Annotated in this window: 13 protein-coding genes and 1 pseudogene; 1 reads left to right on the top strand and 13 read right to left on the bottom strand. The window is 61.1% G+C overall.

Going from position 1 to position 15,081, the window contains the following annotated elements; all coding sequences use genetic code 11:
- Positions 1-3: 3 nt before the first annotated feature.
- The 11 genes and pseudogenes from FF80_RS05490 to FF80_RS05540 all read right to left on the bottom strand — a co-directional run bounded on the left by FF80_RS05490 (position 4) and on the right by FF80_RS05540 (position 11,534).
- The gene (locus FF80_RS05490) at positions 4-906 is read right to left on the bottom strand and encodes a carbohydrate ABC transporter permease (protein ID WP_035098375.1); all 903 of its coding nucleotides are present in this window, start codon (positions 904-906) and stop codon (positions 4-6) included.
- Positions 907-909: 3 nt separating this feature from the next.
- Positions 910-1,809 (bottom strand): sugar ABC transporter permease, encoded by a 900-nt coding sequence (locus FF80_RS05495; RefSeq protein ID WP_035098378.1) that lies wholly within the window; start codon positions 1,807-1,809, stop codon positions 910-912.
- 61 nt (positions 1,810-1,870) lie between these two features.
- The gene (locus FF80_RS05500; RefSeq protein WP_035098380.1) at positions 1,871-3,160 is read right to left on the bottom strand and encodes an extracellular solute-binding protein; all 1,290 of its coding nucleotides are present in this window, start codon (positions 3,158-3,160) and stop codon (positions 1,871-1,873) included.
- A gap of 110 nt (positions 3,161-3,270) precedes the next feature.
- Positions 3,271-4,941: a hypothetical protein gene (locus tag FF80_RS05505; protein WP_052153212.1), complete on the bottom strand. Its 1,671-nt coding sequence runs from the start codon at positions 4,939-4,941 to the stop codon at positions 3,271-3,273.
- Positions 4,942-5,323: 382 nt separating this feature from the next.
- Positions 5,324-5,974 (bottom strand): annotated as a pseudogene (locus FF80_RS05510) (TatD family hydrolase); the annotation flags it as partial.
- A 253-nt stretch (positions 5,975-6,227) separates the two neighbouring features.
- Positions 6,228-6,992, bottom strand: coding sequence for an aspartate/glutamate racemase family protein (locus FF80_RS05515; protein WP_035098382.1), 765 nt, complete (start codon positions 6,990-6,992; stop codon positions 6,228-6,230).
- A gap of 47 nt (positions 6,993-7,039) precedes the next feature.
- Entirely contained in the window at positions 7,040-7,567 is a 528-nt protein-coding gene (gene uraD, locus FF80_RS05520) for a 2-oxo-4-hydroxy-4-carboxy-5-ureidoimidazoline decarboxylase (protein ID WP_052153214.1), read from the bottom strand.
- Positions 7,564-8,685 (bottom strand): ABC transporter ATP-binding protein, encoded by a 1,122-nt coding sequence (locus FF80_RS05525; RefSeq protein ID WP_244445713.1) that lies wholly within the window; start codon positions 8,683-8,685, stop codon positions 7,564-7,566. The genes uraD and FF80_RS05525 overlap by 4 nt, the downstream gene beginning before the upstream one ends.
- Positions 8,686-8,714: 29 nt before the next feature.
- Entirely contained in the window at positions 8,715-9,788 is a 1,074-nt protein-coding gene (locus FF80_RS05530; protein ID WP_035098384.1) for an extracellular solute-binding protein, read from the bottom strand.
- A 28-nt stretch (positions 9,789-9,816) separates the two neighbouring features.
- Positions 9,817-10,614: an ABC transporter permease gene (locus FF80_RS05535; protein WP_052153215.1), complete on the bottom strand. Its 798-nt coding sequence runs from the start codon at positions 10,612-10,614 to the stop codon at positions 9,817-9,819.
- Positions 10,611-11,534, bottom strand: a complete 924-nt coding sequence (locus FF80_RS05540) for an ABC transporter permease (protein WP_035098387.1) — start codon at positions 11,532-11,534, stop codon at positions 10,611-10,613. Before FF80_RS05540 ends, FF80_RS05535 begins: the two co-directional genes overlap by 4 nt.
- A 145-nt stretch (positions 11,535-11,679) precedes the next feature.
- On the opposite strand from FF80_RS05540, the gene FF80_RS05545 reads away from it, so the two are divergent.
- Positions 11,680-12,621, top strand: coding sequence for a LysR family transcriptional regulator (locus FF80_RS05545; protein ID WP_160172794.1), 942 nt, complete (start codon positions 11,680-11,682; stop codon positions 12,619-12,621).
- Positions 12,622-12,969: 348 nt separating this feature from the next.
- On the opposite strand, the gene FF80_RS20830 is transcribed toward FF80_RS05545, so the two are convergent.
- Both FF80_RS20830 and FF80_RS05555 read right to left on the bottom strand, forming a co-directional pair.
- A complete protein-coding gene (locus tag FF80_RS20830; RefSeq protein WP_052153217.1) occupies positions 12,970-14,694 on the bottom strand; it encodes a formylglycine-generating enzyme family protein in 1,725 nt (574 codons plus the stop codon).
- Entirely contained in the window at positions 14,691-15,074 is a 384-nt protein-coding gene (locus tag FF80_RS05555; protein WP_035098518.1) for a VOC family protein, read from the bottom strand. The genes FF80_RS20830 and FF80_RS05555 overlap by 4 nt, the downstream gene beginning before the upstream one ends.
- Positions 15,075-15,081: the final 7 nt, after the last annotated feature.

Raw genomic sequence — 15,081 nt, forward strand, 5'->3', positions numbered from 1 at the left:
GCGCTATTTCATGCCGCTCATGGCGATGCCGCGGATGATGAAGCGCTGGAAGATGACGAAGAACAGGATGATGGGCAGGATGGAGAGCACCGACATGGCAAACATCTGGCCAAATTCGGAAACGCTGTCCTGGCTGAGGAACATCCGCAGGGCGAGGGGGACGGTGTAGTCCTTGATATCGTTGAGATAAACCAGCGGCCCCAGGAAATCTTCCCAGGTCCAGATGAAGGAGAAGATGGCCGCAGTGGTCATCGCCGGCAGCGACAGCGGCAGGATGATGGCCCAGTAAATCTTGAAGGGGGAACAGCCATCGATCATGGCCGCCTCATCCAGTTCGCGCGGCAATTGGCGGAAGAACTGGATCATCAGGAAGATGAAGAACGCGTCGGACGCGAGGAACCTTGGCACCACCAGCGGCAGATAGGTATTGACCCAGCCCAGCTGCAGGAAGGTGAGATATTGGGGGATGAGCACGACGTGATAGGGGATCATCAGCGTCATCATCATCAGCGCGAACCAGATGGTCTTGCCGGAAAATTCGAGCCGGGCGAAGGCATAAGCGGCAAACGAGCATGAGATGACATTGCCGATCACCGAGAGCACGGTCACTACGGCCGAATTCCAGAAGAAATTGGTGAAGCTGACCGGCAGAGCATTCCAGCCGCTGGTATAGTTGGACCATTGCGGATCGCTGGGGGTGAGCCCGAGCTGGCCGAAAATCTCGTCATTGGGTTTGAGCGAACTCGCCACCATCCAGAGCAGCGGATAGATCATCACGAAGGATGCCGCGATCAGGAAGACGTGCTTGAGCAGCGCCGCGCGTTTGGCGCGGACGGCGCGATCAGCGCGGAGCTGAGCGGAGACGGCGGTGAGATCGGCGAGGCGCGTGGAAGTTGCGTCGGTCATGGCCTAACCCCTCTCATTTTCGTAATGGACCCAATATTTCGAGGTCCAGAAGGCGATGGCCGTGAAGGCGGCAATGATGATCAGCAGCACCCAGCCCAGCGCCGAGGCATAGCCCATGCGGAAATAGCTAAACGCCTCGTTGAACAGGTAGACCGTGAAGAACAGCAGGCTATCGAGCGGAGCCCCGGTGCCGCCTGAAATGATGAAGGCGCCCGAAAAGGATTTGAACGCTTCGATCATCTGGAGCACCAGATTGAAGAAGATGACCGGAGCCAGCATGGGCACGGTGATGGCGAAGAATTTCCGGCTGGGCGTGGCCGCGTCGATCTCGGCCGCCTCGTACAGGTCCTGCGGGATGGCGCGGAGCCCTGCGAGGAAGATCAGCATGGGCGAGCCGAATTGCCAGATGGCGAGCACAACCAGCGTATAGAGCGAATAATTGGGGTCCGAGAGCCAATAGGGACCCTGGATGCCGAACACTGCGAGCGCCGAATTAATCACGCCATCGGCGTTGAACAATTGCCGCCACAGGATCGCCACGGCAATGGAGCCGCCCAGAATGGAGGGCAGGTAAAACAGGGCGCGATACCAGCCGACGGCGCGAATGCCCTTGTCCAGCAACATGGCCACGATCAGCGCGAAGATCAGCTTGGCCGGCACCGAAAGCACAACGAAGAGGAAGGTAACCTTGAGCGACTGCCAGAAACGATAGTCGAACTCGAACATATATTGGAAGTTTTCGAGCCCGACCCAGACTGGCGCATTGACCGCGTCATAATCGGTGAAGGCGAGATAGAGCGAAGCCAGGATCGGAAAGATCGAGAGCAGGAAAAAGCCGATCAGCCAGGGTGTGAGAAACACATAGCCCGGCCAGCTGCGGCGTAATTTGGATCGAATAGACATTCCTGTCATCCTTGCGTCGTGAAGCAATGGCCCGCCGGGAACGCCCCAGCGGGCTAGTTAGTCAGCGGGCGCGGCGGCGAATGCCTTCGGCTTCGCGGCGGATCTGGTTGGCGACATCGGGGATGGGCGCCTGCTCGAGTAGCACGGCCACCGCGACACGCTCGAACATGGCTTCGATTTCCTGCGCGCCGGAGGGCGGCGGGGGCGCCAGATCCATGGTCTTGCCCTGGATGCCGTCAAAGAAGGCGACCGAGGTCGCTTCGATTTCGGTGAGCTTGGGCTGCAGTGCCGCGCGCACCTGGGCATTGGCGGGAATGCCGCGCTCAAGGCCAAGCACGGCAGTCATCTCCGGATCGTTGACGAAGGCGCTCATATAGGTGGTGGTCGCCTCGGCATCGACCGTGTCACGGCTGAGGCAGATGAACTGGCTGGGCTGGATGATCGAGCCGGGGATCATTTCGGGAGTATTGGGGAACATGGCCGCGCCAACCTTGTCCTGCATGAGGTTTTGCACGCCCACCATCTGGTTGCTCCAGGCGTAGGAAATCGCAGTCTGGCCGGTGACGATGCCCCAATTGGAGAGTTCGGCCCCGACCAGACCCGCCGAGACCTGACCCGGCGGGGTGGCGCCGGCCGCACGCAGGTCGGCCCAGATAGCGAAATAGTCGGCAATGGTTTCGGCGGAGGCGCCGAAATTGCCCTCGTCGTCGAACAGGCGCTCGCCGCGCTGGTGCACGTAATCAGAGAAGTTCTGGTAATCGGCGGTATTGTCGTCGGTGCCGAAGACGCCGGTGGCCTTGGTGACTTCGCCGGCGACGCGCTTGAGATCGTCATAAGTCCAGCCGAAGGGATCGAAAGTGATGCTGGCGGCGTCGAACAGGCGCGTATTGTAGAGCGAGACGTGCGAATTGGCGCCGATCGAAAGGGCATAGAGCTTGCCGTCGACGCGGCCGGCCGAGAGCGCGCTTTCGTCGATCTGGGAGATGTCGAGTGATTTGCCGATATGCTCGTCGAGCGGCAGGATGGCACCGCGATTGATATATTCAAACATCACGCCATAGCCCATCTGGATGGCGTCGGCCATGTTGCGGCCGGCAATCTGGGTGGTGAGGCGGGTGAAGTAATCGGCCGAGCCGAGGGTTTCGCCGGCCACCACGATGCCTGGATTCTTTTCGTTGAATAGGCGGATGACCTCGAATGTGCGCTTGTCGCGCTCCGGATTGCCCCACCAGAAATGGCGGATGCGGCGATCCTGGGCAAAGGCGGAATTGCCCGTGGCCGACAGGATTGCCGCTGAGCCGGCAGCGGCGGCGGCGGTGCCGAGAAATTTGCGTCTGTTGAATGTGCTCATGGATACCTCCCATTGTGAGCTACGTACCTCATTGTCGGCGTGCCCCGATCCCCGGAACGGGCCGGCAATGGCCGAAAATGCTGGGTCTGATGGCCGGTTTCGGCGCGTGATTAATAGGTCGGGTGGACCAGTCCCGGATTGTGCAGGCGGGTGAAAGCTCCGTTCTCAAGGTGCAATTGCTCATTGGCGGCGGCGGTGAAGTCGAATTCTCCATCTCTAGTATGGAGCGTGCCCGCGATGGTGTTGACGCTCATGCCGATCAGGCCGGTAATGGCGCCGGCGCGGTCGGTGATGATGCGGACGCCCTTGGGCGCGCGGAACAGCACTTCCCCATCGCGATAGGCGATGGAATGAGTCTGGGTGTTGACCAGCTCGAAATGGTGGCCGTCGACGGTGCGCGCATAGGCGGTTTCATGCGCCACGTCGCGATGCTCAATCTGGTGGGGGACGAGGCCGGTGAACCACAGTGTGCCATCCGGGCGCGGCTGGATGCCGCTGAGCCGTTCGACGAAATCGAGCAGGCACAGGATCGAGGGGGAATAGGCCTCGGTGAAGCCCTCCCGCCCCGTGAAGGGGTGCAGCGTCTGGGCAAAGCGAGTGGAGCGGAATTGCGCCGACAGGATCGGATAGAGAATCCAGGTCAGCTCGACATGGCGGCCATGATGGTCGAAGGCATGCGGGGTGCGGATCAGGGTTAGGAAGTTGGTAGGGCCGCACCAGCTGTTGTAGTCATAGGCCGGGTCGAACCGCGGATCGTCGAGGGCGATCGAAGTGAGAGGGTATTTGGCGAAGAATTTGCGCGTGTTGAGCAGATAGCGGCTCAGCGCCTCGGCGAAAAAGGCGTCGTCCCCCACTTCGCAGGCCAGAACCCGCAGCAGTACGTCCGACTGGACGCGGACGTGCTGGCCGTTGCGGTCGCGATCGTAGAAGAAGCCATCTTCGGCGTGGAAACACTGCTCGAACAGGGCCGCAATGCTCTGTTCGGCCCTGGCGCGCCAAGGGGCCGGGTCTTCGCCCAATTCCTCGGCCATGCGGGCGAGATAAAGGCGCTGGCAGGCAACGTTGGCGGTCAGGTCCGGCGCAATGAAGGGCAGTACCGGATTGTCGGGATTATATGCCTTGGTGTCGTTATTGAACGGGGAATCCGGCACATGCCAGAAGCGGGCGGACAGATCATGGCCGGTGTCGAAAGCGCAAAAAGCTTCGACGGCGCCGGTCTTGCGTGTGTCGCGCCATTTGGCCAGCCAGGCATCATAGGCAGCCATGGAGCGGTACATTTTGGCGAGGTACGCCTTGTCGCGGCCGTTGAGGCTGTAATGGGTCCAGACCGAGCGGGCGAGGGGGGACACCAGCTGGATCTGCGAGAAAACTGGCCCGTCCGGCGTCAGCTTATAGGGCAATAGGCCATCTTCACGCTGATGCTCGGCAAAGGCGGCAAAGGTGGCGGCGGCGATGGAGGGCACGAAACGGGACAGCAATTCGGCATTGATCGTGCCGGTGCTTTCCAGCCAACAGCCGTGATAGATCCCGCCCTCATGCAGGATGGGTTGTTCGCTGCCGGTGGGCTTGATGCAGGCTATAAGCTCGGCAACCGCGTCGTAGAAGCGGTTTTCCATGGCCGGTGAGGACGCGGTGAAGGCGACGCCAGAGCGCGCGAATTCGGCAAGAATGGCGGCTTCCCACGGGTTGTTGTGCGCCGTTACCCGTTGCGTCACATCGATCGCGCGCAGCTTGTTCAGCAGCGGAGAGGATTGGGTGTGACTACCGGCGCCAAAATCCATGCGTCGTTTCCGGCAAATACCGGTCCCCTCCCAGGCGTCCGTTGTGGATCGGCCTGCAACACTACCCGGCGGACCGGGTCAAAAGCGGGAGCGATGGAGGGGCAAGGACCAATCCATCAACCGTGACCGCACAGCTGAGATCGACAAGGGGTCCTGCGGAAGGTCGAAACGAGCAATGGTCCGTGTTTATCCGGTCAAACCAAAGACGTTCCGCGTAGCGCACGCTTTACCAACATACCGTGGCTGGGCTTGCTTGAGCCCATGACGTGTCTCCGGCCATTCAGCGGGAATTTATCCGCCTTCGATACTTGTATGGTAGTTTTGGCCGCGGAGCTTGTCAATCAAAGGCTATGATCGAGGCGGGCGCCCCTACTCGCCCTCGTCAGTGGGCAACAGGAGGCCGGGCAACCTTGGCAAACAGGCGGTAGAAGTTGTCCGTAGTATAGCCGGCGACATCCTCGACTCCATCGCCGCGCAGTTTTGCGAGCAGCTCGGCTATCTTGGATAGGTTGGCCGGCTCATTTCGATCGGTCTCGAACGGCGCTGGGGGCATCGAAGGCGAGTCGGTTTCGAGCAGGATGCGGTCGCGTGGAAGGCTGCCCGCGGCCTGGCGGATTTGATCGTTGCCTTCATAAGTCATGAGGCCGCCAAAGCCGAAATAGCCGCCGAGGTCCAGGGCGGTCTCCATCAAAAGCGGTCCACCTGAAAAGGCATGCACTACAAACGGAAATGGCCTTGCGACGGTGGCTTCTCGCAGCATGGCCGCCATGGTTTCGTCTTCGCGCACCGAATGGATAACCAGTGGCAATTGCGTTTCCTGAGCCGCCGCAAGATGAGCGGCGAAGACGGCGATTTGATTTGTCCAATCAGCCGTCCCATAAACCCGGTCTAGCCCCGCCTCGCCAATCCCGGCAACCTTGGGATGGCGGGTGAGTGCAACGATCTCTTCGGTCGTGACGTCTTTCTCCTCGTCGGAAAAATGCGGCAGCGTGCCCACCGTACAATAGACATTGTCGTGCATCTCGGCGACGGCACGGACCCCGGCCGAAGTCGCGCACCTTTATACCAGTGGTGAGATAGGTTTCGATGCCGATTGCTGCCGGCCCGCGCCATTACCGCTGATCGATCATGGGCGAATTCATCGAAATCGCGATGCAGGTGGCTATCGACAAACATGGATACTCACTCGGCCTTGTTGCGCTGGAACGGCTGCCCGAGCGCGGCTGGATCGCGTACTTTCCCGGCAAATCCGATCAGCACCACGATGGTCAGCAGATAAGGCAGCATCACGAGGACCTGGTAGGGGATGCCGGTGCCCGGGGGACGCCTGAAAACAGACGTCCCCATTGACTCAAAAGAGCGGGGCCTCGCGCGGTGATCCGCAGGGCGTCCCATACCGCTGTGGCCACGGAATCGAACACGGCAATACCGAGCTCTTCTTCCAGCGCCGCTGCAATGCCCGCGCCCACCATGTTGGTACAGAGGATGGCAACCACCTGACATCCCGAGGCGGCGACGGCGCGCACCTGTTGGGCAACTGTTGCCTCGCTGATCCGGGAGAAGCTGAAATTGTCCTGGATGGACAAGTGCCGCTCATCGGTGATGGTAAGGCCGGCGGCGGTCCAGTTCGTGACGATGCGGTGCTGGATCTCATCGAGGTATGGCGTGACCAGGCCGATCTTGCTGTAGCCAGACTGCGTGAAGGCGTCGCGGATGGCAAGGATCGAAGTTCCGGCAGGGATGCCGGTGCGCTGGGTGATCTCGGCGCATAGGCGCTCGTCCTTGTCGAAGCCCATCCAGGCGGCGGACGTGCCGCTCCAGACGATGACATCCACTTTGGCATCGGCGAGCAGTTGCGCAGCATCCAGGATTGTCGAATTGTCGAACTGGGCCAGCGCGTCGGCCGAGAGCGCAATCTGGGTGACACGAAATCGACTGAAGTGAACACTGACACCCGGAATGGCCGACAACATGCGGGTTGTTGCCGGCTCCAGGATCGTATTGGAGGACGGAGTGAGTACACCGATCCGCAGTGAATTGATTTCTGGCATCACCGATGGCCTCGCGGGAGCATAACAAGCCTGTTCATGTAATGACCCTAATTGGAAAGGCGGGCCGCCAACCGGTGCCGGGAGATTTTGCCGATCTCCGACAAAGCCTGGCTCAGCTCGTTTTGGCGATCATTGTCCAGGCGTTGCATGAAGACGGACAGCAGCGAAGCATAGTCATGTTCCGCAACCCGGATGATGAACGGAAAGCCGAACTGCGACCTGTAACGCGCATTGAGATCGATCCACCGTGCCGCCTCGCCCTCGGGCAATTGCCCCAGGTTGAGGCGCCCCTGTTCGGCGGTCGAGTGGCTTGTCATCGTCCCCGCGCGCGCTTCACTGCCAGCGATTTCCGGATGGCCCGACAGAAAGGCGACAAGTTCGGCTTCGGGCAGGGCCTCCGCCTGCCGCATAATGGCCTGATGCAGCGCATCCAGATCGGCAAAAGGGCGCGCGTCCGCCGCTCGGCGCACCAGGTACTGAGCGTGCTCGAGAACACCGCCAAGCAGGTCGGCAAACTCGTCGGTCGTGCACGTGTTCAGTCGGACTAAATCCAGCACCGGCAGGTCGATGGTCATGCGCGCGACACCACGATGGTGCGGTCGGCAGGCCAGGTCATGCGCCATATCTGGCCGGCCGCCGGCACGGCAGACCCGGTCATCGCGACCGGTATGGTGCAGACAAAATCGGCCCCTCCCGGCACGCGAAGATGGATCGCCAGGTTCTGGCCCTTGAACACCGCCTGCGTCACGAGGCCTTCGAGGCTATTCGGGCCCGACGCGGAAGCCCCAGAAGGAGCAAGGGTGACATGTTCAGGCCTGATGGAAACCGTGACGGCATCCCCCAATGCGAAGCCATGCCTGGTGGTCGAGTGGATGGATTGCCCCTGATCGGTTTCAAGGACAGTGACATCCCCGTCGCGAGAAACGATCCGCGCGTCGACGAGATTGGAGGTTCCGATGAAGTTGGCGACGAATGCGGAGATTGGATGTTCATAGACCTCGCGCCCAAGGCCGACCTGTTCGATCCTGCCGCCCCGCATGACCGCGATCCGGTCTGCCAGCGTCAAGGCTTCTTCCTGGTCATGAGTGACGAGAACCATGGTCAGACCAAGCTGGGCGCATAGTTGCCGCAACTCCAGTTGCATGGATTCGCGCAATTTCTTGTCGAGGGCACCCAAGGGTTCGTCGAGCAGCAGAAGTCGTGGCCGATAGACGATGGCGCGGGCCAGAGCCACGCGTTGCTGCTGGCCGCCGGAAAGCGCCTTGGGCAAGCGGTCGGCAAGTGCTTCGAGCTGCACGAGGCGCAACGCTTCTCGGCTTCGCTCGGCGATCTCCGCTTTGGCAACGCCCCGCATCGACAGGCCGAATGCCACATTGTCGAGTACGCTCATATGCGGAAACAGTGCATAATTCTGGAACAGCATGCCCAGATTGCGCCGGTGAACTGGCAGCGACACGATCGAGGTGCCATCGATGAGGATCTCACCGGCACTTGGGGTGATCAGCCCGGCGATCATCCGCAGTGTCGTGGTCTTGCCACACCCGGAGGGTCCCAGCAGCGCCAGGATTTCCCCCGGCGCCACTGCAAGGTCGATGGCATCCACACCCACGGTTCCACCGGAATAGACCTTTGACAGGCCTTCGAGCTGTACATGGGCGCCCCGGATCTGCGCGTCACTGATGTTGATTTTCATGTCATGCTTCTCCGGGGCGGATGTCGGCGTCAGACCGAGAAAATGCCGTTCAGTTCCTCGGTCCAGGCAGCGCGATTGGCGTTCACGAATTCCCAGTCCGGCGTGAACAGGCCGGCGCTGTCCATCGCGGTGTCGGGATAGACCATGTACTTGCTGGCCTCTTCCGAGAACTCGATGCCGGCGACCGGTGGAGCGGTCAGGGCGAATTCAGAAAAGGCTTTCTGCACGTCGGATTCGAGCATGCGGTTCATGAAGGCGACGGCAAGGTCCTGATTGGGACCATCCTTGACCAGCACCTGGGAATTGTTGCCGGCAAAGCTGCCCTCCTTGGGGAAGCTCATGGTCACCGGCGCGCCTTGGGCGGTGTAGGGATAGACATATTTTGAGAGCTCGAGGAAACCGATATCGGCCTGCCCCTGCGCAACTTCGCCAACCGCTACCGGGCCGTTGTCGAAAATATTGAGCACGTTGGGCTTGAGCTCGGCGACCTTGTCAAAGGCATTGCCGATCTCATACTGCGCCTCGGAGAAGGGCTTGCCGGTCTTGAGGGCGGCAGCAACTATGAGGAAAAAGACGGAGGGCGTGTTCTTGGGGCTGACGAGCTTGATCTTGCCGGCCCATTTCGGATCCCACAGGTCGCCATAACTGTCGGGTGGCGTAACGCTGGTATTGTGGAAGAGGCTCGCGACCGAGATGGCCAGGCCCGTGCCATAGCCGCCGAAATTGAAGCGGTCGAACAGCATTTCGGACGCTGGCATCTGGTCGAGCGGCAATTCGGCAATCAGCCCTTCGTCACGGGCGATCGGAATGGCCACGTCGTCGATGAACATCACCGAGAACTGCGGATTACTGCGCGTTGCGCGCATTTTTTCGACATTGGCGAGGGTGAAGCCTTCCTCGGTAATGACGGTGCAGCCGAAATCGGCTTCGAACTGGGGCACGATCGAACTGCGGACATATTCGCCCTGCGCACCGCCCCAGATGCCCACCTGGATTTCCTTGCCTTGGGCCCAGGCATTGCGGGTGAGAATAGTGGGGGCAGCCAGGAGGCTGGCGGTGCCAAGCGCGAGTTTTCCGAAAGTCCTGCGGTTCATCGAAGTCATGGTGAATTCCTGTGGGTGAGAGGGGAGGTCAGGTAGCGAGCCGGGCGATGCTGATGCCGAAGACCTTTTCGATGACGACCACGAGAAGGAGGGCAAACAGGATGACCAGGGTGGAAATGGCGGCGATCGAGGGATCGATGGACCGCTCAAGCAGGCCGTGCAGATAGAGAGGGATGGGGAAGTGCCTGCCGTCGGCGAGCCACATCGAGATGGGGTAATCATCGAACGAGACCACAAAGGAGAACACCGCTCCTGCCAGGATGCCCGGCCGCACCTGTGGCCAGACGATCTTGGTCAGCACCTTGTGGGGCGGCGCGCCCATTACGGCGGCGGCATCCTCCAGGTCGCGATTGACCAGCACGAAACTGGCCGTCACCGAGCGGACCACATAGGGCAGGCACACGACGGCATGGCCGATCACCAATTGGGTCAGGGTGTCGCCCCAGCCGAGGCTGCTGAACATCTGCAGCAGGGCGACGCCGGTGACGATCAGCGGGACGATGACCGGTGACAGCATCAACCCGATAATAGCCGAGCGTCCGCGAAATTCGTATCGCACCAGGGCCGCGGCAGCCGGCACGCCGAGCAGCAGGGCGGTGATCGTGGCCAGAAAGGCCAGTTGCAGCGAGAACAGGAATGAGGTCTGCGCTTCGGGGCCGAACAGCACGCGCTCGAACCAGCGCAGTGTGAATCCCTGCGGCGGGAAGGTCAGGAAGGGCGTGTCGGAAAAGGCCATCAGCATCGGCACGGCCAGCGGCGCGACAATGACGAGAAGCAGCAGCAGGACCAGGATGCGGATCGGCAGGCTGATGACGGAGTCGGTCATTTTGCGCCTCCGGTCCATCGGGAGAAGCGGCGGCTGAGGAGGCCGATAAAGACCAGGTTGACCGCGAGGACTACGATGATCAGCAGGGTCGAAATTGCGGCGCCGAATGGCCAGTCGCTCAGGGTGAGCACCTGCTGTTCGATGAGCGTGCCCAAAAGCGGCGAGAAGTTCCCGCCTAAAATCTGGGGCATGACATAGGCGGCGGCCGTCAGCGAAAAGGCCAGCGAGGCGCCGACCGCCAGGCCGGGGAGGCTGAGCGGAAAAGTGACGCGCAGGAAGGTCATCATCCTCGATGCGCCGGCCACACGCGCGGCCTCTTCGACCGAGGGATCGATGCGGCCGATGGCAGTGGCGATCGGCATCACCACGAAGGGCAGATAGACGTGGACGCAGGCGATCAGCACCGCCCATTCGGTGTAGAGCAGGGCCGGCGGGCTGGCCGAAAGGCCAGTAGCCTTGAGCACATAGGCCAATGCCCCAGCATTGTTGAGAATGGCAGACCAGCCATAGGATCGCACGACGACATTGACCAGCAAGGGAGCGACCAGAGTGATGGTCACCAATCGGGCGAGACCTGGCCCGCCCCGGGCGATCGCGATCGCCAGCGGGTAGGCGAGCAGTACAGCAACGACACTTGATGCCGCTGCCAGCCGCAGGGTGCGCAGAAGAACCCGAAAATAGAGATCATTGCAGAAGAGGCGCAGGTAGTTGTCGAGGGTCCAGCCCTCGATCAACACGCCCTCGACTCGTTGCTGCGTGACGCTGAGGACAATCATCTGCAGCACCGGCCAGACAAAGAATACTGCCAGAAATGCCGTCGCGGGCAGCACAAGAGCGACCCCCGATGCCTTGCCGCGCAGCAATTGCGCAAGCATGGCCGGCTCAATCCTTGGCAGGGTCGGGGTGGCGGCGACGTTCATCGGGGATAGCTCCAAGTCTGCAATAGCTGCATTCTTGAAGGCATCATCGGCAAGAGGACAATTGCCGTCCAGCAGAGTTTAAGCAATCATCCATGCGAAAAATTAGGATGGTGCGACAATGCCCAATTATCTAGTCCCGGCAAGTTTGCGCTATATCGATCAGGTGGCACGCTCCGGGTCGATTCAGCGCGCCGCCAAGGAAATCAACGTCGCGGCCTCGGCGATAAACCGGCAAATCCTGCTGCTCGAGCAGGAACTGGGCGTAGAACTGTTCGAGCGTCAGGCGCGCGGCATGCGGTTGACCGCCTCTGGGGACGCTATCGTGACACTAACGCGGAAATGGCGGTCGGACGAGCGGCGGCTGGCCGCTGAAATCAAGGAATTGCAGGGCGTCAGTCAGGGACATGTGCGACTGGCAGCCATGGACAGCCACGTCAACAGTTTCCTGCCGACGCTGGTCCGGGAATTGTCGATAAGCCATCCCCAGATCTCGCTCGATATCGAAGTGGTCAGTACCGACGACGCAGTCGCGGCTCTCCTCAATCAGACGGCAGACCTGATCATTGCCTTCAATCTGTCGCCGCGGCGCCAGATCCACACCCTGTGGCAGACCGAACTACCCTTCGGATGCGTGGTGTCGCCCACTCATCCCCTGACCGGCAGCAAGACCACAAGTCTGCAGGAAGCGGTCCAATATCCCATCGCCCTGCAAAGCAAGGCGCTGCTCATCCGGCGCTACCTCGAGTCGCGCTACAGCTGGCTGTTTTCCGAAGGACAAAAACGCATCGAGACCAATTCGCTGCAATTGGTCAAACTCCTCGCCAAAAGCGGTGACTATGTCGCCTTTACCTCTGAGCTCGACGCTGCGCCAGAATTGCTGGCAGGAGACCTGGTCTTCATTCCAGTTCGTGACCACGGCGCCGAGCCGCAAACGATCAGCATCGCCATGGATGGGAGCCGATCCCTGTCCCGAGTAGTGCGCATCGTCGCCGAACTCACCAAAGAGGTCGCCGAGAAGTGCCTTGAGAATGTGAGGGTTCAGGCATCGATTAATCTCGTCGCATCGATTTCGTCCGCCAATACTTGACGCCGCATTCCCGCCGTAGGCGATGCCGCAGATATCGAAGCAATATATCGGCAAAGTAATTGTCAGACTCTGCGGCCGACAGCTTTTAGGAAACTCATGAGGCGGTCTCAACGACCGATTTGGGGCGCGTTGCGGCCGGGGCAGATAACGCCCCCATTTGGCCTTTCAATGCCCGCTGTTCTTCGCCTGAAGGCGGACGCCCCACTCTCGCCAACCATGCCCTAACCGTTTCCATGGTTTCCGCTCCCAATCGCCTCAAGCAAAAGCGCTCCACGACGTTGGTAGCTGGTAGGTGCACAGCGGCGACTAAAGGTTGTTGCCCATCCTGCAGACTATTGGCTAGTCGTTTCATCCGCAGTTCAAACAACTGACGACAATACGGAAGCCGTTGCCGCGCCAGAAGCCGTCGGGTTCGAGACTCCCGCGATAGGAGCAGCAGGCTTTGTGGCGCGTGCTAGAGAAACAGCCGCCGCGCAGCACGCGACGGATGCTGGGGCCGGCCGAGAGGTCTTCGCGGCCGTCATCGGCATAGGGATAGGTGAAATGGGGCGTGCTCATGTCGTCGCCCCAGAGCGTCGTGGTCCATTCCCAGATCTGGCCAGCCATGTCGAGGCAGCCGTAGGGGGACTGGCCGGTGGGAAACAGGCCGGTGGCACAAGGAGCGTTGAAGCCGGTTTCTTCGGAATTGGCAGCGTCGCTGTCCCAGCCATGGCCCCAGGGATAGACGATCTCGTCGCCGCCGTCGGGCATATCGCCGCGCGAGGCACGTTCCCATTCCGGTTCGGTCGGCAGACGCACGATCTGGTCAGGACCAATGCGGCCTTCACTACGCCACTGGATGGTGAGCCAATCGCAATAGGCGCGGGCGTCGTGCCAGGTGAGGTCGGTGGCCGGGACGTTGCGCCTGTGCGGATTATCGGCGTCGGGTGACACCCATTTGCGGTCCGTTGCGGCGATGAAGCGGGCATAAAGCGCGTTGGTTACGGGATAACGGCCGATGCTGAAGGTCTCGACGCCGACCTGATGCACGGGTTGGGAATTGGGATGGCTGGTCGAGCCCATGGTGAACCGGCCGCCCGGAACGGCACAAAGGGCCTCCAGGTCGCGCGGGTCTCCTTGAACGGAGAGTATGCGAGCGGCGCGATTGCGGTCCATTGGCGCGAGGCGACCCGCTTCGATCAGGTTTCGCAGGCGAGTGAGGACCGACGGATCATCGGGGACAACGTCCGCGATCAGCAGGGCGCCGCGCAGGCTGGCGTCGCTATCGCCGGCCATCAAAAGTGGCGCAATGGCCGCAGCGCGCTCAGGTCTGCGTCGGAGAAGGCTCGCCAGACTGGGCGTCCAGACCGTGCTATTGGAAAGAAACAGTTCTGCCACCGCGGCATCATCGAGACCGGTCAAATGGCGCCCGGCCAGAAGCTCATCAATGGCACGATTTGCCGAAGTGCCCGCCAAAAGGGCGCGAAAGCCGGCCTCGGCACCTTCAGGAACCTGCCGCAGCCAGACATCCACAATGTCTTCTGCGCTTTGGGCTGGCCCGCTCACGGCGAGGGCAAGCCCAAAGAGGGCTGGGTTGCCGGCTGCCTCAGAAAGCGCAGCGGGGGCGGTGATGCCCTGAGCCTCAAGAAAGGCAGCGCGCTCATCGACGTCAAGCAGCATCAGGCTGTGGACGGCAATGTCAGAGGGGATTTTCCAAGCGTTGACCACGGCAGCATCGCCCAGCAGCACGACCGGGCGATCGCCGATGGCTCTGAATAGTGGCGCCAGCAGCGCACCGTCGATGCGATCCAGGCCGTCGAGGATCAGAGCGCCGGTTTCGGGCAGGTCGATGCCCGCGCCGAGATCAATATAGCTCGCGCCCGTCTCGGCGGCCACGTTCTTGGCAAAGATGGTCTTTCCGGAGCCGCGCCCACCCAGGAGCAGCAGGCGCGGGAACATGTCCACAGCTTCGCGCGCGGTGAAATAGACAGGCGGCTCGGGGGCCGTCTGTGGTTCGCGCAGCGAGCGCAGGCCTTTCGCGGCCTTGTCCTCATGGGTGAAATTCACTCGGAGCGTGAAGTGGGGCGCGATCATTGAAAGAGCCTGGCGACGTCGGGATTGTGGAAGCGCTGGATTTCGATGGCGTAGCCGGCGGGGTCTTCGAAGAAGAAGTGCTCGCAATAATTGCCGCGCAGCATTTCCGAGAGATTGGCGACGCCAGCGGCCTTCATGCGCGCATGCCAGCCTTCGACATCCTGCGCCACGATAGTGAGCAGCACGGCGCTCTTTTCCTGGTGCCTGAGGTGACCACGATTGCCATCGACGATCCCGAAATAGCTATTGGGCGCGATGCGATAGATGCGGGCGAGGCCCTGGTCGAGCACGAGTTCGAAGCCGAGCACGTCCTCGTAAAAGGCAGTCACCGCATGGATATCGGGGTAGTAGAAAAAAGTGATGGAATAGTCTCTGGTCATATTGGTG

It is taken from the genome of Devosia sp. LC5 (assembly GCF_000735585.1).
In the GTDB taxonomy this organism is placed as follows: domain Bacteria; phylum Pseudomonadota; class Alphaproteobacteria; order Rhizobiales; family Devosiaceae; genus Devosia.